At 67.7% G+C, this 18,119-nt stretch carries 20 protein-coding genes, 3 tRNA genes and 1 pseudogene; 15 read left to right on the forward strand and 9 right to left on the reverse strand.

Annotation, left to right across the window (positions count from 1 at the left end):
- Positions 1-294 precede the first annotated feature (294 nt).
- From HY726_10730 to HY726_10770, 9 genes and pseudogenes are all read right to left on the reverse strand, one after another.
- A pseudogene (locus tag HY726_10730) lies at positions 295-498 on the reverse strand (amidohydrolase family protein).
- A 72-nt stretch (positions 499-570) separates the two neighbouring features.
- The gene (locus tag HY726_10735) at positions 571-1,041 is read right to left on the reverse strand and encodes a cupin domain-containing protein (protein MBI4609475.1); all 471 of its coding nucleotides are present in this window, start codon (positions 1,039-1,041) and stop codon (positions 571-573) included.
- A gap of 20 nt (positions 1,042-1,061) precedes the next feature.
- Positions 1,062-2,081, reverse strand: a complete 1,020-nt coding sequence (locus tag HY726_10740) for a Gfo/Idh/MocA family oxidoreductase (protein MBI4609476.1) — start codon at positions 2,079-2,081, stop codon at positions 1,062-1,064.
- Complete coding sequence (locus HY726_10745) at positions 2,078-2,617, reverse strand: VOC family protein (protein MBI4609477.1); 540 nt, start codon at positions 2,615-2,617, stop codon at positions 2,078-2,080. The genes HY726_10740 and HY726_10745 overlap by 4 nt, the downstream gene beginning before the upstream one ends.
- 2 nt (positions 2,618-2,619) lie before the next feature.
- Entirely contained in the window at positions 2,620-2,985 is a 366-nt protein-coding gene (locus HY726_10750) for a fumarylacetoacetate hydrolase family protein (protein ID MBI4609478.1), read from the reverse strand.
- Positions 2,901-3,773, reverse strand: a complete 873-nt coding sequence (locus tag HY726_10755; protein MBI4609479.1) for an LLM class F420-dependent oxidoreductase — start codon at positions 3,771-3,773, stop codon at positions 2,901-2,903. Before HY726_10755 ends, HY726_10750 begins: the two co-directional genes overlap by 85 nt.
- 79 nt (positions 3,774-3,852) lie before the next feature.
- Positions 3,853-5,091, reverse strand: coding sequence for a pyruvate carboxyltransferase (locus HY726_10760; protein ID MBI4609480.1), 1,239 nt, complete (start codon positions 5,089-5,091; stop codon positions 3,853-3,855).
- Positions 5,092-5,432: 341 nt separating this feature from the next.
- Positions 5,433-6,629 carry an acyl-CoA/acyl-ACP dehydrogenase gene (locus HY726_10765; protein ID MBI4609481.1) on the reverse strand — a complete coding sequence of 399 codons (1,197 nt, stop codon included), beginning with the start codon at positions 6,627-6,629 and terminating at the stop codon, positions 5,433-5,435.
- On the reverse strand, positions 6,626-7,081 hold the full coding sequence (locus tag HY726_10770) for a VOC family protein (protein MBI4609482.1): 456 nt from the start codon (positions 7,079-7,081) through the stop codon (positions 6,626-6,628). The genes HY726_10765 and HY726_10770 overlap by 4 nt, the downstream gene beginning before the upstream one ends.
- 418 nt (positions 7,082-7,499) lie before the next feature.
- Between HY726_10770 and pgsA the strand changes: the two genes are divergently transcribed.
- From pgsA to HY726_10845, 15 genes are all read left to right on the forward strand, one after another.
- Positions 7,500-8,078: a CDP-diacylglycerol--glycerol-3-phosphate 3-phosphatidyltransferase gene (gene pgsA, locus HY726_10775; GenBank protein ID MBI4609483.1), complete on the forward strand. Its 579-nt coding sequence runs from the start codon at positions 7,500-7,502 to the stop codon at positions 8,076-8,078.
- Entirely contained in the window at positions 8,069-8,671 is a 603-nt protein-coding gene (gene plsY, locus HY726_10780; protein MBI4609484.1) for a glycerol-3-phosphate 1-O-acyltransferase PlsY, read from the forward strand. Before pgsA ends, plsY begins: the two co-directional genes overlap by 10 nt.
- Positions 8,668-9,720: an NAD(P)-dependent glycerol-3-phosphate dehydrogenase gene (locus HY726_10785; GenBank protein MBI4609485.1), complete on the forward strand. Its 1,053-nt coding sequence runs from the start codon at positions 8,668-8,670 to the stop codon at positions 9,718-9,720. The genes plsY and HY726_10785 overlap by 4 nt, the downstream gene beginning before the upstream one ends.
- Positions 9,708-10,706: a galactose-1-phosphate uridylyltransferase gene (galT, locus tag HY726_10790; protein ID MBI4609486.1), complete on the forward strand. Its 999-nt coding sequence runs from the start codon at positions 9,708-9,710 to the stop codon at positions 10,704-10,706. The genes HY726_10785 and galT overlap by 13 nt, the downstream gene beginning before the upstream one ends.
- 56 nt (positions 10,707-10,762) lie before the next feature.
- A tRNA-Gly gene (locus HY726_10795) sits at positions 10,763-10,837 on the forward strand.
- Between the two features lie 40 nt (positions 10,838-10,877).
- Positions 10,878-10,953, forward strand: a tRNA-Cys gene (locus tag HY726_10800).
- A gap of 47 nt (positions 10,954-11,000) precedes the next feature.
- Positions 11,001-11,089, forward strand: a tRNA-Leu gene (locus tag HY726_10805).
- 78 nt (positions 11,090-11,167) lie between these two features.
- Complete coding sequence (locus HY726_10810) at positions 11,168-11,587, forward strand: YjbQ family protein (GenBank protein MBI4609487.1); 420 nt, start codon at positions 11,168-11,170, stop codon at positions 11,585-11,587.
- A 99-nt stretch (positions 11,588-11,686) separates the two neighbouring features.
- Entirely contained in the window at positions 11,687-13,066 is a 1,380-nt protein-coding gene (locus HY726_10815; GenBank protein MBI4609488.1) for an RtcB family protein, read from the forward strand.
- 370 nt (positions 13,067-13,436) lie between these two features.
- On the forward strand, positions 13,437-13,739 hold the full coding sequence (locus HY726_10820) for a cytosine permease (protein MBI4609489.1): 303 nt from the start codon (positions 13,437-13,439) through the stop codon (positions 13,737-13,739).
- A gap of 98 nt (positions 13,740-13,837) precedes the next feature.
- Complete coding sequence (locus HY726_10825; GenBank protein MBI4609490.1) at positions 13,838-15,577, forward strand: radical SAM protein; 1,740 nt, start codon at positions 13,838-13,840, stop codon at positions 15,575-15,577.
- A gap of 12 nt (positions 15,578-15,589) precedes the next feature.
- On the forward strand, positions 15,590-16,273 hold the full coding sequence (locus tag HY726_10830; protein MBI4609491.1) for a chlorite dismutase family protein: 684 nt from the start codon (positions 15,590-15,592) through the stop codon (positions 16,271-16,273).
- 20 nt (positions 16,274-16,293) lie between these two features.
- Positions 16,294-16,599 carry a Rieske 2Fe-2S domain-containing protein gene (locus tag HY726_10835; protein MBI4609492.1) on the forward strand — a complete coding sequence of 102 codons (306 nt, stop codon included), beginning with the start codon at positions 16,294-16,296 and terminating at the stop codon, positions 16,597-16,599.
- 45 nt (positions 16,600-16,644) lie between these two features.
- Complete coding sequence (gene moaA / locus HY726_10840) at positions 16,645-17,667, forward strand: GTP 3',8-cyclase MoaA (GenBank protein ID MBI4609493.1); 1,023 nt, start codon at positions 16,645-16,647, stop codon at positions 17,665-17,667.
- A 158-nt stretch (positions 17,668-17,825) separates the two neighbouring features.
- On the forward strand, positions 17,826-18,062 hold the full coding sequence (locus HY726_10845) for a type II toxin-antitoxin system prevent-host-death family antitoxin (protein ID MBI4609494.1): 237 nt from the start codon (positions 17,826-17,828) through the stop codon (positions 18,060-18,062).
- The last annotated feature ends 57 nt before the right edge of the window (positions 18,063-18,119 follow it).

An 18,119-nucleotide genomic window follows, 5' to 3' on the forward strand; every position in this document is an offset into this window, starting at 1 on the left:
CTCCGTGACCATGCGCCGCCACTGGTCGGTGTAGAGGTCCTCGAAGTGGAGCCATTTGCCGTAGGGGCCGTAGGACATGATGACGGGGTACTTGCCCGTCCGGATCGGCCGATAGACGTCGGCGCGAAGGACGAGGCCGTCGTCTATGGCGATCGGAACGTCCCAGTCGATACGCATCCCGTCGCGGACCTCGCTCTTGAAATCGCTCACTGGTCCTCCCCCTTTATGGTGGTAGGAGCCGGCCCCATCGGGCCAGGCACTTGGGGGAGTCTGCGTCCCCCTTCCCAAATCAGTCAATTTGGTGGGCAGGTAGACCCCCCTGATGCCCGGCAAGCCTGCCACGCGCTCGAGCTCCTGCAGGGCGAGCTTCGGCTCCTGCATGGGGAGCGTGGCGAGCCCCACGAATCGGTCGGGGTATGCGCGGTGGGCTTCCACCATGGCGTCGTTCACCGTGCGGGCGAGCCGCTGGCCGAGGTCGGCATCGGCCCAGTGGACCATCGGCACGCTGAGCGAGAGAGCAACACCGGCACGGCCTCTCTCCTTCTCCCGGATCGTCGAGCCGGTCCCCGACTACGGCTTCGGCTCGAACCCGGGCGCGTACAGCGGCGCGGAGATCGAGGTGTCCACGGGGGTGCCGACGATCCCGTGGGACATGTCCTTGGCGGTCAGGAAGACGACGTCCTGCTCCGGCGTCGCCAATGCCGAGTGCACGGCATTGGCCGGTATGTAGACCAGAGAGCCGGACGGCACGCGCGACTTGACGCCCTCGACTTCGGTCTCAAGCGTGCCCTGCAGGACGTAGATCCACTGCTCGTTGGGATGGCTGTGCGGTCGGCCGCCCGTTCCTCTCGGCATCCGCATCAGACCGATCTGGATGCGTTCGCCCTCGATGACCGGTCCATGCGCCGTCGAGTAGCCGGGGCCGGCGTCGATCGTATTCAGCCGGGCTAGATCAAAGATGTAGCGTCCATTGCCGGCCTTGATCGCACCCTCGGTCTTGGTTTGCGACGGTCGGGGCGTGGCGTTCCGATGCTCGCTCATGTTTCTCCTCCTCGACGGATTCAGGCTGGTGCGCTCTGAGCAAGTCGCTTACCCCCTACGAGAACCGCGTGTCCGGTCTCCGCCGACTCGACGATCGCCTCCAGCACGGCGACGTTGGCCGTTGCCTCCTCGCCGCCGACCTCCGGCCTCGTCCCCTCCCTCACGCAACGCGCGAACTCCGCCAGCTCTTCGACGACTGGGTCCACCGGCGTGAACGGCACGGCGGTCCGCTCCGGCTGGCCGCGGCGGGCGAGAAAGAGGCGCGCGCCGTCCGCCTCGCTCCAGGCCTGTGCCTCAGTGCCGTACAGCGTGATGACAGATGTCCGGTTCGCGTGTACCCACGAGGTGCCGAGGTAGCCCAGACCGCCCGCTGCGAACTCGAAGAGAATGGAGGTCGCGTCGTCGGTCTCCACCCCTGTGAGAGCCACGCGGCGTGAGAAGGCCATCACGCGGACGATGGGCCCCAGGAGGTACTGGAACGTGTCCACGTGGTGAATGCCCAGGTTGGTCATGGCCCCCCCAGGCGTCTCCGCGCGGACGGTGCGCCAGACGCCCGGCTTGAGCCTGAAGCCGATGTCCGCCGAGATGTTACCCTCGATCTGAGCGACGCGACCCAGGGCACCCTCGTCGAGGAGTCGCTTGAGGGCCCGGTTCGCCGCCTGCTTGCGCCGCTGGTGGCCGACGGCCAGGACGACCCCGGCCCGGCGGCAGGCCTCCATCGCGCGTCGCGCGTCGGCGACCGTGAGGGTGAACGGCTTCTCCACGAACACGTGCTTGCCGCCCTCGGCGGCCGCCACGACCTGCTCGGCGTGGAAGGAGTGGGGCGTCGTGATGAGCACACCCTCCACCTCGGGGTCCGCCAGGACCGCCTCGTAGCTCGGAAGGTCCCGGCAGCCGTAGGTCTTGGCAAGGGCCTCGCGATTCTCGGCGAAGCGGCCGGTGCAGGCCACGATGGTGAGGCCGGTCCCCCGCGCCGCTGTGTCGGCGAGCACGCGGCCCCAGCCCCCGACGCCCACCGCGGCTACTCGCACCGGTGTCATGCGCTCATCCTCTGCACTTGCGCCTTCCGCCACTCGGCGCGCGACGCGAACCCCGGACGGCTCCGGCAGAGGGCCTCCGTCTCCTCGAGGATCGCCTCGACCGGCGCCTCGATGTCGAACGGCTCGGCGAAGGGTTGGGGCGTGTGCCACGGGGTGTCGACGAAGAGCTCGACGCGGTTACCCTCCGGGTCCGCGAAGTAGACCGACCAGGCGTTGCCGTGGGTGACGATCCTGAACTCCTTCACTCGTTCCTCCCGTACGCGCGTATACATCGCCTTCAAATCGGCGAGCATCGGCAGCTTGAACGAGATCTGGTTCACGACGTTGTAGCCGGCGCCGGGCGGCCGACCCGTGACCAGGACCATCTGGTGGTGCTGGTCGGGGTCGCGCGAGAGGAAGACCAGCGTGGGCCCGTCTCGGAGCGCTCCGCGGTCGGTGACGAGGAGATCGAGCACCCGCGTGTAGAAGTCCTCCATGCGGGCGAGGTCGGTCACGTGGATCCCGAAGTGGCTGAACGAGACGGGTGATGTCGTCATGGTCACTCCTCCATGATCGGGTTGCGGAGGACACCGATGCCCGAGATGTCCACCTCCACCTCGTCGCCTTTGGCCATCCACACCGGCGGGTTCCGCCGCGAGCCGACGCCGCCCGGCGTACCGGTGACGATGACGTCGCCAGGATCGAGCGGCCCCCGAGAGATTGCGCGGGCCGGGCGGGCACCCAGGCCGAAGGCCTGAGTCGGCCGAAGGCGTGGGTGCGCGCTCGAACGGAGGAATTCCAGGACAGCTTCCGCGCACCAGCCGATCCGGCGCGTTCCGCTCACAGCGTAGCATCCTTGAAGCGCCGGAGCGCCTCGACGTGCTGGTCGGGCTTCGTCAAGCCAAGGCGCATGGTGTCCACGCAGAGATGGGTGAGGCCCCGCATCGCGCGCCAGGCGGAGACTTCGGCGGCCCACCGCTCAGGCGCGAGCTGGGAGAGCACCAGTCGGCCCTCGATCCCGAACGCGGAGGGATCGCGGCCTGCCGCCGCGACTAACGCGTGAGCCTTGTCGATCAGTCCCTGGGCTTCGGCGCCGGGCCGCACCGCCCCTGACCAGATCCAACCCTCCGCCACTCTCGCCGCGCGGCGCAGTGCCGCGTCGCTCAGGCCTCCCATCCAGATCGGAATCGGTCGCTGGACCGGCAGCGGATTGAGTCCGGCGTCCGAGATCCGGTGCCAGCGCTTCTCGAGCGTGACAAGCTCTTTCGTCCAGAGGGTTCGTAAGACCTCGATCTGCTCGTCGATCCTTTTGCCTCTGGTGTGAAAGTCCTCGCCGAGCGCCTCGTACTCGACCGCGTTCCAGCCGACGGCGACCCCCAGACGAAGTCGCCCGCCCGAGAGGACATCGACGACGGCTGCTTGCTTTGCGACGAGTGCGGTCTGGCGCTGCGGCAGGATGATGATGCCGGTCGCCAGCGCCACCCGATGGGTGACGGCGGCGAGGAACCCGAAGAGCACGAACGGTTCATGGAACGCAGCGCGGTAGTCGTACGTCCCCTTCCACCCGCCGGGGCGGTCGGGGTTGGCGCCGAGCACGTGATCGTAGGCCAGGATGTGTGTGTAGCCCATCGCCTCGACCGCCTGCGCATAGTCGCGGATGGCGGTGGGGTCGTTGCCGATGTCGGTCTGCGGAAAGACCACACCGATTTTCATGGTGCCTTCCCGTGCATACGCCTGCCCGCTGGGTCGAAGAGATAGATGCGCGCGGGATCCCGCAGAGGGCTTGCCGATATCACCGACTCCCTGGGCTGGTCGTCTTGGATAGCACCCGCTCGACGAGCGCACGAAACTCGTCCTCGTCGAGGAGCCCCTTCCGCTCGAGGGAGCGCGACTTCACCTCGGTGAGAATGGCGAGCATCTCCTCGTTTGTCGCCGAGAGGCCGTAGCGGTCCAACGCATAGGCGATGGAGTCGAGCCCTGAACCCTTACCGAAAACGATTCGCGGCTCATCCTGCCCGACAAGTTCCGGCCGATACGGGAAGGCCTCGGTGATTTCCTTCCCGACGTTGCGGACCCAACCAGCGATGATCCCGCTCTCGACATGGAAGAGCCGCTCGCCGACAACTGGACGGTTTGAGGGCTGCTGCACGCCGGCAAGCTTCATCACGAGCCGCGAGATGGCCGTGAAGCGCTCGGTGTGGATACCCGTGTCGACACCGTACATCGTGAGGAGCGTGAGCAGCGTCTCCTCCATCGGGGTGTTGCCGGCGCGCTCCCCGATCCCGGTAACCGTGGTCTGGATCACCTCCACACCGCTTGCGACGGCGCTCACCGTATTGGCCACGCCGAGCCCAAAGTCCATGTGGAAGTGTGTCTCAAGCGGGACGCCCAGCCGCTCTCGGGTCTTTCGCACGAAGAAGGAAACCGCGTGCGGGCTGAGGACGCCGAAGGTGTCCACCAAGCCCACCGCATCGACGTGCCCTTCCTTTGCCACACGCCCAACGAGGTCGAGGTATTCGGTTATGCCGGCACGCGTGGCATCGATGGGGAAGAACGACACCTTGAGCCCCTGCTCATGGGCAAAGCGGGTGGCCTCAATGGAGAGCGAGACGGCCTTTTCGATCGGCCAGCGGTAGGCCTGCTCGATCAGGTGATGGCTCGAGGGGATCTCCATGACAACGCCGGCCACCCCGCAGTCAGCGGCCCGCTTCACGTCATCGACCATGCATCGGCTGAACGCCCAGACTTCACCCAGACGGCGCCGCGCGATCTCTCGCACCGCCCGCTCATCTTCGGGCGAGACCGCGGGCAACCCTGCCTCAATGCGGTGAACCCCTGCCTCAGCGAGTGCCTCCGCGATACGAATCTTGTCATCCGCGGTGAACTCAACACCCGCTTGCTGCTCCCCGTCGCGCAACGTCACGTCGTGGACCTGCAACTTCGTGGGGAATGTCAGGCCGCGTCGGACCTCCGGCAGAAAGTTCCAAGGACTCGTAAACCACTGGTCAGTCTTCCAGGGTTCGTTAACCATGGCCTATCCTCCGTGGTTCCTGATGCGTTGCCTCCGGACTTCCCCACCGAGTCCGTCGATCAGACCTGCGCCCTTGACGGCTTTCACCTGTTGACTCCTCCCTTTCGGCCAGGCTGGCGACTGCAGGCTAGCGCAAGCCTCGCACCAACGCAACCGGGATCACACCAGCCGGTTCGTGACCCTTGACTCATGCGCACTTCGGTGAGGGGTAAGAGCGGGGCGGGTCTCCAGCCGCCGCCCTTGCTCCGGATGATCGGCAATCGCAGACAGGAGTCGCGACCGCCGCCAGGCTAGAGCGTCACCCTGCCGCCGGTGGCGCTTCGGGCGTGCGGCCTCAGACGTCAGGCGCCTTGGGGGCCTGCGCCGAACCGGAACATCCCGGTCTCGAGGCCGAGCGCGCTCTTGCCGATCGCCTCCAGCATCCGGTCCACGGTGGGCGGCATCAGGCTGCAGGTCCTCAGGTCCCTGAAGGCGCGCTCCACGGGGTAGTCCTTGTAGGCGCCACGGCCGCCCACGACCTGGAGCACCTTCGAGGTGACCTGGAGCCCGACCTCGGTGGCGAGGTATTTCGCCCTGTTCGCCAGGAGCGCTCGCTCCACCATGTCGGCGTTCTCCCAGCGGGCCGCCGAGTCGGCGAGGACGAGGAGCGCCGCGTCCAGGTGCGCCCGCAGCTCGCCGACGTGCCGCTGGACGATCGGATCCTGCGCGACGGCGATGTTCTCCGGTCGGACGATGCGCTTCCTGACGTAGTCCAGCGCGAACTCGAGTGCGGCCTCGGCGATCCCGAGGTAGATGGCCGCGTAACCGAGGCCGAAGCTCTCCACGACGCCAACGCGGATCGCCGAGCCGGCATCACCCAGGATGGCGTCGCGCGAGACACGCACCCCGTTCAGGGTCACGGACGGGCTGTAGGTGGCGCGCATCCCCAGCGTGTTCCACTTCCCGTCGGTGGAAATCCCGGGAGTCTCGGCGGGGACCAGGGCCAGAAGAAGCGACTTGGACATGTCCGGTTCGCCATCCAGGGCGCACCAGACCATGTAGTAGGAGGCGCCCAGGGCCATGGTGCAGAAGTGCTTGACCCCGTCGATCACGTAGCTGTCCCCGTCGGGCCTGATCGTGGTCTCCATCAGAAAGGTCCTGGAGAGGCTTACGGCCGGCTCGCTTCCCCAGCTGCCGAAGAGCTTGCCGTGCTCGACCACCTCAGGGAAGTAGCCGCGCTTCTGAGCGCCGGTGCCGAGGGCATCGATGAAGCGCATGACCGTGGAGTGCATGTGGAGCGTCATCGCGGTGTTCGCGCATCCCTTGGCCACGGTCCGGATCACGGCGGCATAGGTAGGCATGTCGAGCTCGAGGCCGCCGTGCGCCGTCGGGACCGTCTCGGCCAGAAACCCCTCGCGCCAGAGGTCGCGCCAGTTCTCCACCGGGTTGATCCCATCGCGGTCGTACGCGGAGGCGCGCGGGGCGATCTTTTTCCGGGTGAGCCGCTCCGCACGCTCGACGATCCGCCGCTGCGCGTCCGACAGGCCGAACACGCTCACCTCATACTCCCGATACCTGCTCCCGCGCTCTTGTTGCACCGGCAGGTCCCGGCCTGATGGAGCTCGATCATGTTGCCGAACGGGTCGTCCAGAAACACCTGCTCGCTCTCTGGACCAACCAACCCCACGATGGTCCAGTAGGCCACGCCCAGGCGGTCCAGCTCCTTCTTGGCTTCCTGGATGTCTGGCACCGCCAGCGCCACGTGGGGCTTGGTCGGATCCTTGCCTTCGCCTTTGGCGACCTTGGAGGTGCCGGTCGCGCCCATCAGGTGGATCTGAGCCTTGTCGCCCACCTCCATCCAGTAGCCGGGCACGCCCGGAATGTAGGGCCGGCCCCCATCAGGGAGGAGTCCCAGCACGTCACGGTAGAACGTGAGGGCTTTGTCGGGCTCGGGCTCATTCGGGCCGACGCGGACAGCATGGTGGTGGAGTTCCAGCACCTTTACCGCCATGGACGGTCCTCCTTCTCCGCTCGCTACGAGCGACGCCCGGCTGTCGGTGAGGACGCTCGGGGTTCTTTCCGCAGATGGCTGCGCCCAGGGACGCGATAAACGGTGATGCTGGCGCCACCGAGGAAGGTCATCATGACCACCAGGACGAGCAGCATGGTAAGTGAAGAGTTGCAGCCCTGTCAATACGTGTCCGACACGCGCGCGCGCTGGCGAGGGCGCGAACTCGCGAGGTGCCGGCTTCGTGCTGGCGCGGTGCCCACCGCATCGGGCACCCTGACTGTCAGGGATGACCCTAACACCTACGCTTCCTTGACATGGCGGGGAGGGGGGGGCATAATGTGGCGCGGTTGTCTCCCGAACGCTCGGAGGAACTCTCACCGTCTGCTCCGAGAGTGGATATAAGGGCGTGAACCTTCCGATGGTTAATCTTCCCATTGGCCTCACCCTGGTCCGCATTGTCCTCGTCCCCCTCGTGGTGGTCTTCCTCATCTCCTCCTCCCGGGTGCATGTCCTGATCGCCGCGGTCATCTTCGTCGCGGCCTCGCTGACGGACTGGCTGGATGGCCTCATCGCCCGTCGCCGGCATCAGGTCACGACGCTGGGCAAGCTGCTCGATCCCGTAGCCGACAAGCTGCTGGTGGCCGCGGCGCTGATCTCGCTGGTCCAGATCAACAAGGTGCCGGCGTGGATGGTGGTGGTGATCATCGGGAGGGAGTTCGCCGTGACGGGCCTGCGCGGGATCGCCGCCTCGGTCGGGACCGTGGTTCCGGCCTCGGAGCTGGCCAAGTACAAGACGTTCACCCAGTACGTCGCTATCACGCTGCTGATACTCGAGAAGGGCGTGCCTCCCGAGTACGTGCCGTTCTACTGGCTTGCCGACGCGGCGCTCTGGGTGGCGCTCGTGCTCACCGTGGTGTCGGGCATCGATTACTTCATCCGCTTTTTCGCCAAGGCCGACTACGACGCGCTGGTTCGGGACGAGGAGCGATGGCCCTGAGCCTCGCCTGGTTGGCTGCCGTCTACCTCCTGGGCGCGGTGCCTGTCGGTTACCTGGTGGCGCGCGCGTTCGGAGGCGTGGACATCCGGCGGCACGGCAGCGGCAACATCGGGGCGACCAACGTGCTCAGGACGCTCGGCAAGGGGCCGGCGGCGCTCACCTTCGCGGGGGATGTCGCCAAGGGATGGGCGGCGGTATGGCTCGCCGGCGGGATCGGTCCCGAGCCGTGGTGGGAGCCTGCGGGGGCATTCGTCGCCATCGTCGGCAACTGCTGGTCGGTCTTTCTCGGCTTCCGGGGCGGGAAGGGTGTGGCGACCACCCTCGGCGCCTTTCTCAGGCTGATGCCCCTGGCCACGCTGCCAGCCGCCCTGGTCTGGGCGATCGTCGTCCTCACCTTTCGCTATGTCTCGCTGGCCTCGCTGACCGCTGCGTTCTGCCTCCCGCCGGGTGCCTTCCTCCTCGGCTACCCGGTCGAATCGCTCCTGGCTTCGCTCGCCGCGGTCCTGATCGTGATGTTCCGTCACAGGGATAACCTGGCCCGCCTTCACACCGGGACCGAGCCGAAGCTGGGGGAACGGGCGCCGGCCTCATGACCGCCTCCGGCGGGGTCGCGGTGGTCGGCGGCGGGGGCTGGGGTACCGCTCTTGCCATCCATCTCGCTCGGCTCGGGGTTTCACCTCGCCTCTGGGTCAGGGAGCCCGAGCTGGTCGAGCTGATGCGGAGCGATCGCGAGAACCCGTGGTACCTGCCGGGGATCGTGCTGCCGCCCGAGGTGCATCCCACCCCGGCGCTCTCCGACGCCCTCGACGGAGCGGACCTGATCCTCCTGGTGGCACCCTCACATGCCTTTGCTGCCGTGGTGGAGGCCGCGCGGCCGTCGCTTCGCTCCCACGTGCCGCTCCTCTCGGCGACGAAGGGGCTGGAGCCTGCCACCGCCCGCCGGATGTCGGAGATTTTGGCCCAGCTCGTTCCGGCCTCACCGGTCGCGGTCCTGTCGGGCCCGACGTTTGCGCGCGAGGTCGCCCTGGGCCGGCCCACCGCCGCCGTGGTCGCCTCGGCCGACCCGGACCTCGCGGTCCGCGTCCAGCGGCGCCTGGCCTCCCGGGAGTTCCGCCTCTACACGAACCGGGACGTTCTGGGTGTAGAACTTGGCGGCGCACTGAAAAACATCATCGCCATCGCGACTGGCATCTGTGACGGCCTCGGGCTCGGCGAGAACGCCCGTGCCGGCCTGATCACGCGTGGCCTCGCCGAGATCACGCGCCTGGGCGTGGCGCTGGGGGCCTCGCCGCTCACGTTCGCGGGGCTGGCCGGGCTGGGCGACCTGGTCCTGACCTGCACGGGCTCGCTGAGCCGGAACCGGGCCCTCGGCCTGGCGCTCGCCGGAGGGAAGAGCCTGGCCGAGGCGCAGGGAGCGAGCCGGATGGTTGCGGAAGGTGTGAACGCGACGGAGGCGGCGCTCCGGCTCGCTCGGCGCGCCGCCGTGTCGCTCCCGATCTGCCACGAGGTGGGCGCCGTCCTCTTCGAAGGCAAGTCGCCCCAGGCGGCGCTCGCGGCCCTCCTGGAGCGCGAGGTTCGGCCGGAGGAGGAGCCGGGGCTGACGGAGTCGCTCACGAGGAGCTCTCGGACGTGCCGGAGCTGAGGAAGGACCCGGTCGTCGGGCGCTGGGTCATCATCTCGACGGAGCGGGCACGGCGGCCCTCCGACTTTGGCCCCAATCCCGTCAGGCTTACGGGGGGGAACTGCGTCTTCTGTGCGGGAAACGAGGCCAAGACCCCGCCCGAGATCCTCGCGTTCCGCTCCCCCCACACGGCTCCAAACAGCCCCGGGTGGTCGTTGCGCGTCGTCTCCAACAAGTTCCCGGCGCTCAGGATCGAAGGCGAGCTGGAGCCCTCGGGTGAGGGGCTCTACGACCGGATGAGCGGGATCGGCGCCCACGAGGTGATCATCGAGACGCCGGACCATCAGGCGACGCTCGCCAGCCTCCCGCCCTCGGCGGCGGGCGACGTGTTCTGGGCGTACCGGGAGCGGGTGGTGGATTTGAAGAAGGACCCGCGCTTCGAGTATGTCCTCATCTTCAAGAACCACGGCGAGGCGGCCGGCGCCTCGCTCGAGCACTCCCACTCCCAGCTCATCGCCACGCCCATCGTCCCCATCATGGTCGAGGAGGAGCTGGAGGGGTCCGCCAGGTACTTCAGGCTCAAAGAGCGCTGCGTCTGGTGCGACATCATCCGGCTGGAGCGGCAGGGGAGTGGGCGCGTGATCCTGGACGAGGCCGGTTTCATCGCCATGGCCCCGTTCGCGCCGCGCTTCCCCTTCGAGACCTGGATCCTCCCCGACCATCACGGGTCGGCCTACGAGGAGATCACCCGCGACGAGGTGGACGCGCTGGCGGTGATGGTCGGGGAGCTCTTGCGGCGCATGAATCAGGTGCTCCTCGACCCGCCCTTCAACTTCATGCTCCACACGGCGCCGCTGAAGGACCCCGCCCCGGACCACTTTCACTGGCACCTGGAAGTCATCCCCAAGCTCACCAAGGTGGCGGGGTTCGAGTGGGGGAGCGGCTTCTTCATCAATCCGACCCCGCCGGAGGCGGCGGTCCGGTACCTCCGGGGGGAAGTGCCTTAGGACGCCCCTTCCGTTGACAGTGGCTGGCGCCTCTGCTAGAATCCGACCCGGATTTCGCGGGAATAGCTCAGGGGTAGAGCACTACCTTGCCAAGGTAGGGGTCGCGGGTTCAAATCCCGTTTCCCGCTCCAGTGTATGACCATGCCCGAATTCTACGCTGAAGCTTCCCGTGGCGGCGTAGCCAAGTGGCCAAGGCGGAGGTCTGCAAAACCTCTATCCAGCGGTTCGAATCCGCTCGCCGCCTCCAACTTGTGTCTGGCTTCGGAGTGAGCCGGGTAGGGGCCGTGGAGTCACGCCGGGGTGGCGGAATTGGAAGACGCCGCGGACTTAAAATCCGCTGGCCCGACCGGGCCGTGGGGGTTCGAGTCCCCCCCTCGGCACCAGCGGTACGAGCATCCGAGTCGAAGGATGCCGCGACATGAGGTTGGAGGGAGGGAATCGGCGTGCAGACGCTGAAAGTTGTGCGTAAGACGTTCACGTTGCTGAGTGAAAAGCGCACTGAGATCCTCGACATCACCAAACAGATCCGGGACATCGTTCTGAGCGCGGATGTAAAGGAGGGGGTCCTCCTCGTCAACTCGCTGCACACCACGGTGGCGCTGTTTGTGAACGAGTTCCAGCACGCCCTCGTCGAGGACCTGAAGACCCTGCTCGAGCGGCTCGTGAAGGAGCGGAGCGGCTATCGGCACGATGACCCTCGCTACTCGGACTGCGAGCGCGGCAACGCGCACTCGCATCTGCGTGCCGCGCTGCTGGGCCGGAGCGTCGCCATCGGGATCAGCGGCGGCGAGCTCTCGCTCGGCCGGTTCCAGTCCATCATCTTCGCCGAGCTGGACGGTCCGCGCCACCGCACCATCGACGTCCAGATCATCGGCATTTGAGCGCGACCCGGACCCCTTCGAAGTCGTGGAGGGCGCTCCGTGAAAGTTGAGCAGATCGGTCCCTACCTCTGGCGGATCCCGCCAGACGCCAAGCCGGGGATGCGCGTCCCCGGGCTCATCCTGGCCGACGAGCCCCTCATGGCCCAGATCCGCCGGGACGCCTCGCTCGAGCAGGTTGCCAACGCGGCGATGCTCCCGGGGATCGTCAAAGCCTCCCTCGCGATGCCGGACATCCACCAGGGCTATGGCCTGCCCGTCGGCGGCGTCGTGGCGACCGACGCGAGCGACGGGGTCGTTAGTCCCGGGGGTGTGGGCTACGACATCAACTGCGGGGTACGGCTCCTCCGGACGAATCTGCCGATCGCCCAGGTCGCGCCGCGCCTCCGCGCCCTCGTCGACGGTCTCTACGCGACGATTCCCACCGGCGTCGGATCCCGCGGGCAGGTGAAGCTGTCGGGCAGCGAGGAGCGGCGCGTGGTGGTCAACGGCGCGTGCTGGGCCGTGGCGCAGGGGTTCGGGAGCGAGGACGATCTCCAGCGGATCGAGTCAGGAGGCGTCCTGCCCGACGCGGACCCGGACACGGTCACCCAGCGGGCCTACGAGCGGGGCCGCGGCCAGCTCGGGACGCTGGGCTCGGGGAACCACTTCCTCGAGGTTCAGGTTGTGGAGGAGATCTTCGACGAGGCATCGGCCCGGGTCCTCGGGCTCTTCCCGGATCAGGTTACCGTCATGATTCACACTGGGTCGCGGGGGTTCGGGCACCAGGTGTGCACCGACTACCTGCGCCGGCTGGAGGGCGCGGTGCGAGGGTACGGGATCCAGCTCCCCGACCGCCAGCTCGCCTGCGCGCCGCTCGACTCGCCCGAGGGGAAGGATTACCTGGCCGCGATGCGCGCGGCGGCGAACTTCGCCTTCGCCAACCGGCAGTGCCTGGCCCACTGGACCCGCGAGGTCTTCATGCGGGTGCTCGGAATCTCCCCGGCCGACCTCGGGATGGGGCTCGTGTACGACCTGGCCCACAACATCGCCAAGCTCGAGGAGCACGAGGTGGAGGGTGGCCGCCGCCGGGTCGTGGTCCATCGGAAGGGCGCCACCCGCGCCTTCCCGCCGGGCCATCCCGAGCTGCTGGAGGCCTACCGGGCGATCGGCCAGCCCGTCCTCATCCCGGGCGACATGGGGCGCTACTCGTACGTCCTCCTCGGGACCGAGACCTCGATGCGGGAGACGTTCGGCAGCACCTGTCACGGCGCCGGCCGGGTCATGAGCCGGACCGCGGCGGTGAAGGCCGCGCGAGGGCGCCACATCGCGCGCGAGCTCGAGGCCAAGGGCATCCTCGCCCGCGCCACGGGGCGCGATGCGCTCGAGGAAGAGATGTCGGACGCCTACAAGGACGTGAAGAACGTGGTGGAGGTGGTCGAGAAGTTCGGCATCTCGCGGAAGGTCGCCAGGCTCAGGCCCGTCGGGGTCATCAAGGGATAGCGATGCAGCGGCTGGCGAGCGGGCGCGAGGGGCGCGGAGACAGGCCGCGCCCTTCGCGCTAGTTGGGACGCGGACCATCGAGCTCCCGGAGTGAGGATTCGAGCGCGGGCTTGCCCGCGCAATCGGTGGGGGGCGGCTTCGGAGGGGGACACCCACGCCTTCGGCGCGGGTACCCGGGCCCCCTCCGACTAAAAATGGATCCGTTAGGACAGTGGGGTGTCGAGCCGGTACCCCCTGAGGCGCGCCGCCTCGGGTTCTGGCACTACGTCGTGCTCTGGGGCGACCTGGGGATCGGCGTACATTTGCCCTCGCCCTGTTCCTCGACGTCACCCAGTACGAAGGGTTCCTCCTCCTGATTGGTTCGATCTTCGTGCTGCTCTTCGGCGTCCTGGCGGGCGACTATTTCGCCGTGCGCCGGCGCTACGACGTCAGCGAGCTCTTCCACTCCGGCGGCGCATACTGGTACTGGAACGGGCTGCACTGGCCCGGGCTCGCCGCGTGGGCGGTCGGAGTGATCGGGTACCTCTGGATCGCGGGGAAACTTGCCTGGCTCGGGCTCGCCGGGCTCCCGGGGCTCGGCGCCTCGGTCCCGAGCTTCCTCCTGGCTCTGGGCGCCTACTGGGCGCTTGCGCGGATCCTGCCGAGCCCCGTTGCCGTCCTCTCCGGGCGCTGAAACCTGTGAAACCTGTGAAACCTGCCGAGCGCTTGACCGGGCGGGTGACCGTCTGCTAGACTGGCCCACGCTAACTTTCCATCAAATAAGGAAAAGGAATGTCCTGGCGGCTCAAGAAGAAGGCCCAGACCCTCCTCGGTCGAGAGGAGGGGGTGATCAGGAAAGACTGGGGCGGCAAGATCGCCTTCGCCCTGGTCTACCCGAACACTTACGCCGTCGGGAGGTCCAACCTCGGGTTCCAGACCATCTACTGGCATCTCAATCAGCTCCCCGACGTGGTCTGCGAGCGGGTTTTCTTCCCCGACCCCGAGGACCTTGAGGAGTTTCGCCGGACCGGCAGCGTCCCGTTCTCGCTCGAGTCCCAGCGCCCTCTGGCGGACTTCCACATGGTTGGCTTCTCGGTGACCTATGAGGGGGACTACATCAACGTGCTGCGTCTCCTCCAGATGGCCGGGATCCCGCTCCGGCCCGAGGTCCGCCGTCCTCACGACCCGCTGCTCCTGATGGGGGGCGTTTGCGCCTTTTCGAACCCCGAGCCGCTCGCGCCCTTCATGGACTTCGTCGTCGTCGGCGAGGGCGAAGAGCTCGTCCGCGAGCTGATCGCGGCCTACCGGGAGGTCTGCGAGGGTGTGACGCCGGCGGCGCGGAGCCGGGACGTTCTGCTCGACCGGCTGGCGACGATTCAGGGGATGTACGTGCCCGCCGCCTATCGCATGAGCTATGCCGCCGATGCGACGGTCGCCGCCGTCGTTCCGGCGCGGGAGGGCGTCCCCGCCGTGGTCGTCAAGCGCCGTCTCAAGGATGTGAATCGCTTTGAGACGATCTCGCTCCTCAAGAGCCCGCAGGCCGAGTACGGGCACATGGCCCTCCTCGAAGTCGGCAAAGGGTGCGGTCGGGGCTGTCGCTTCTGCCTGGAAGGGGAGGTGTACCGGCCCGTGCGCCACCGGAGCCTTGAGGCGCTCCGCGAGACCGTCGCCCGGCTCGCCACAGAGACGAAGCGGGTGGGGCTCGTGGGCGCCTGCGTCTCGGACTATCCCTGGATCGGCGAGCTGATGAAGATCCTGGAGGAGCATGGTCTCGAGATCTCGATCTCGTCGCTCCGTGCCGACAGCCTGACCGAGGAGTTGGTGGCCGCGATCCAGCGGGGCGGCCACCGGACGCTCACGATTGCTCCCGAGGCGGGGACGGAGCGGCTCAGGGGAGTGATCCGCAAGGCCATCAGCGACGCCCAGCTCTATGCGGCCTGCGATCTGGTGCGGGCCCACGGGATCCCGAATCTCAAGTGCTACTTCATGATCGGCCTTCCAGGCGAGACCCGGGAGGACGTGGAAGCGATCCCCGACCTGGCGCGCCGGCTCCTCGAGCGGCTCAGCGTCCCTTCGCGCGATGGCCGGCCTTTCGGGCGCCTCACGCTCTCGATCTCGTCCTTCGTACCGAAGCCCTGGACGCCGTTCCAGTGGTGTCCCTTCGACGACCTCCGGAGCCTGGAGGAGAAGCTGGCCGTGATCAAGGACGGGGTTCGGCACTTGGCCAACGTCAGGGTCCTCCACGAGAACCCGCGCGAGGCCTCGCTCCAGGCCCTCCTGGCCCGGGGCGACAGGCGCGTGGCTGACTTCCTGGAGCTGGCCGTGCGCTTCGACGGGAACTGGCGCCGGGCGCTCAAGGAGTGGGACGGGGATCCGGAGTTCTACACGACGCGCGCCCGGGGCCTGGATGAGACGTTCCCCTGGGACCACCTCGATGTCGGCGTGAAGAAGGCCGGGCTGATCCGGGAGTTCCAGAGGGCCGGGTACCCGGGCCGAAGGCCTGGGTGCGTCCCCGCTGCGGCTGCGGTGTAAGGAGGGAGCGACGTGGAACAGACGCCGCCGGGACGCTTCATGCTCTATACCGTGTTCCGGGTCACGCCGGCCTGGTACGGGCTCGCCAAGGAAGACAAAGGCCGGGCCATCTCGGAGTTCCTGGCCCGGGTGGACGACTTCGGGCAGCGGATGGTCATCCGCACCTACTCGACCCTCGGCCTGAGACGGGACGCCGATTTCCTCCTCTGGCTCATCGCGCCGGAGCTGGATTCGATCCAGGCGCTCACGGAGGGGCTCAGGAAGACCGCGATGGCCCCGTGGCTGGAGAATACGGGGAGCTACCTGGCCGTGACCCGGGAATCCTCCTACACGAAGGGGCATGTCGAGGAGGTGACGGTGATGGTCGAGCCGGGACAGGGGAAGTACCTCTTCGTGTACCCGTTCGTCAAGAGCCGGGAGTGGTACCTGCTCCCGATGGAGACCCGGCAGAAGCTGATGGCCGAGCACATCCGTGTCGGCCACCAGTTCCCGGGGATCCGGATCAACACGGGGTACTCGTTCGGCCTGGACGACCAGGACTTCGTGGTCGCCTTCGAGGGAGACGAGCCGAAGGATTTCGTCACGCTGGTCATGCGGCTGCGGGAGACCGAGGGGAGCAAGTACACGGTCCGCGACACGCCGATCTACACCTGCGTGCGGAGACCGCTCGAAGAGATCCTCTGGTCGCTCGGGTGACCAGTCGAGGAGGCCATCGGATGGGCACGCTCGCCAAAGTGTGTGAGAAGGACGAGGTCGCTCCGGGGGAGTGCAGGGTCGTCGAGGTGCAGGGGAAGACCGTCGCCCTCTTCAACGTGGACGGCACCTTCTACGTGCTCGACAACACCTGCCTCCACCGGGGAGGGCCGCTGGGAGAGGGTGAGCTTGAGGGCAAGGTGATCACCTGTCCCTGGCACGGCTGGCGCTACGACGTGACGACCGGCGCCAACGTCAACAACCCGGCCGTGAAGGTCGCCTGCTTTCCCGTGAAGGTCGAGGGGACGTCGGTCTTCGTTGAGGTCTGAGTCCGGCCTCGACCCGTGAGACCTCTTTCGGCTCGCTGACACCGTATGCCGATTTCCGACACGCTCGGCCGACCGCTCCGCAACCTGCGCATCTCCGTCACCGACCGGTGCAACCTGCGCTGCCAGTACTGCATGCCCGAGGAGGAGTACGTGTGGCTCCCCCGCGCGGACATCCTCCATTTCGAGGAAGTCAGCGCGCTGGTGGACATCTTCGTCGAGCTCGGCGTCGACAAGGTCCGGCTCACCGGGGGCGAGCCGCTGCTCCGGCGGGGCCTGCCGACGCTGGTACGTCTGCTGGCCGCCAAGACCGGGATCCACGACCTCGCCATGACCACCAACGGCGTGCTGCTGGCCGAGTACGCGCGCGACCTCTTCGACGCGCGGGTGCATCGGGTGACGGTGAGCCTCGACACGCTGCGCCCCGAGCGCTTCAAGGCTCTCACGCGACGCGACAGTCACGCCAAGGTCCTCGCGGGGATCGACGCAACCGTCCGGGCGGGGCTCAAGGGCTTGAAGCTCGATAGCGTCGTGATGCGCGGGATCAACGACGACGAACTGGTGGACCTGATCGAGTACGGCAAACGGGTCGGCGCCGAGGTGCGGTTCATCGAGTACATGGACGTCGGGGGCGCGACGCTCTGGTCCATGGAGAAGGTGGTGTCCCGGACGGCGATCCTGGAGGTGCTGGAGCGCTACTACGGTCGGATCGAGCCCGTGGTCGAGGAGAGCTCGGCTCCCGCCGACCGCTTCGTGCTGCCGGATGGCACCGTCTTTGGCATTATTTCCTCGACGACAGCGCCGTTCTGCCGGTCGTGCGACCGGAGCCGCCTCACCGCCGACGGCATGTGGTACCTCTGCCTGTACGCGAAGCAGGGGACCGACCTCCGGCGTCCGCTCCGCAGTGGGGCCTCAAGAGAAGAGATCAAGGCCCTGATCGTTCCGACGTGGCAGCGGCGGACGGACCGGGGTGCCGAGGAGCGCCTCGCGGTTGCCCACCGGACGCCGCTGGTCCAGATCGTCGAGCTCCGCCGGGACCCCCACCTGGAGATGCACACGCGCGGCGGCTGACCGCCGCGTGGCGATCAACTCTCCGCTCGGCGCCGCCCACTAAGAGAAGGGCATCAACCTGCTGGTGCGCTGCTGGCGGCGGAGCCTCCGCCAGATCTCCCGCACCTCCGGGGAGCGGCGATCTTGACGCCATATGCTACATGTAGCACAATGCTGGCATGCGATCGGCGGGCATCCGCGAGGCACGCCAGAATCTCTCCGCGCTCATCGAGGAGGTGCGCCGAGGCCGGGAGGTGCTGCTCACCGACCGCGGACGGCCGGTCGCGCGGCTCGTCCCGCCGCCGCGAGCGTCGGCACGTCCCTTCTCCAGTCATCGTCGCTTCCGCGCCGGAATCCGGTTGCAGGGCCCACCGCTCTCGCAGACCGTGGCCGAGGAACGTGAGGATCGAGTCTAGCCCGGTCTACCTCGACAGCAGCGCGCTGGCCAAGATCTACGTGAGCGAGCCCGAGAG

It is taken from the genome of Candidatus Rokuibacteriota bacterium, from assembly GCA_016209385.1.
Lineage (GTDB): Bacteria > Methylomirabilota > Methylomirabilia > Rokubacteriales > CSP1-6 > JACQWB01.

What these genes read in the sequence shown, in the direction of transcription:
- pgsA (MBI4609483.1), top strand. Translation starts at nt 7,500, where the DNA reads ATGGTTAATCTTCCCATTGGCCTCACCCTGGTCCGCATTGTCCTCGTC.
- HY726_10815 (MBI4609488.1), top strand. Translation starts at nt 11,687, where the DNA reads ATGCGCGTCCCCGGGCTCATCCTGGCCGACGAGCCCCTCATGGCCCAG.
- HY726_10835 (MBI4609492.1), top strand. Translation starts at nt 16,294, where the DNA reads ATGGGCACGCTCGCCAAAGTGTGTGAGAAGGACGAGGTCGCTCCGGGG.
- HY726_10825 (MBI4609490.1), top strand. Translation starts at nt 13,838, where the DNA reads ATGTCCTGGCGGCTCAAGAAGAAGGCCCAGACCCTCCTCGGTCGAGAG.
- moaA (MBI4609493.1), top strand. Translation starts at nt 16,645, where the DNA reads ATGCCGATTTCCGACACGCTCGGCCGACCGCTCCGCAACCTGCGCATC.
- plsY (MBI4609484.1), top strand. Translation starts at nt 8,069, where the DNA reads ATGGCCCTGAGCCTCGCCTGGTTGGCTGCCGTCTACCTCCTGGGCGCG.
- HY726_10845 (MBI4609494.1), top strand. Translation starts at nt 17,826, where the DNA reads ATGCGATCGGCGGGCATCCGCGAGGCACGCCAGAATCTCTCCGCGCTC.
- HY726_10785 (MBI4609485.1), top strand. Translation starts at nt 8,668, where the DNA reads ATGACCGCCTCCGGCGGGGTCGCGGTGGTCGGCGGCGGGGGCTGGGGT.
- HY726_10755 (MBI4609479.1), bottom strand. Translation starts at nt 3,773, where the DNA reads ATGAAAATCGGTGTGGTCTTTCCGCAGACCGACATCGGCAACGACCCC.
- HY726_10745 (MBI4609477.1), bottom strand. Translation starts at nt 2,617, where the DNA reads ATGACGACATCACCCGTCTCGTTCAGCCACTTCGGGATCCACGTGACC.
- HY726_10740 (MBI4609476.1), bottom strand. Translation starts at nt 2,081, where the DNA reads ATGACACCGGTGCGAGTAGCCGCGGTGGGCGTCGGGGGCTGGGGCCGC.
- HY726_10770 (MBI4609482.1), bottom strand. Translation starts at nt 7,081, where the DNA reads ATGGCGGTAAAGGTGCTGGAACTCCACCACCATGCTGTCCGCGTCGGC.
- HY726_10735 (MBI4609475.1), bottom strand. Translation starts at nt 1,041, where the DNA reads ATGAGCGAGCATCGGAACGCCACGCCCCGACCGTCGCAAACCAAGACC.
- HY726_10760 (MBI4609480.1), bottom strand. Translation starts at nt 5,091, where the DNA reads ATGGTTAACGAACCCTGGAAGACTGACCAGTGGTTTACGAGTCCTTGG.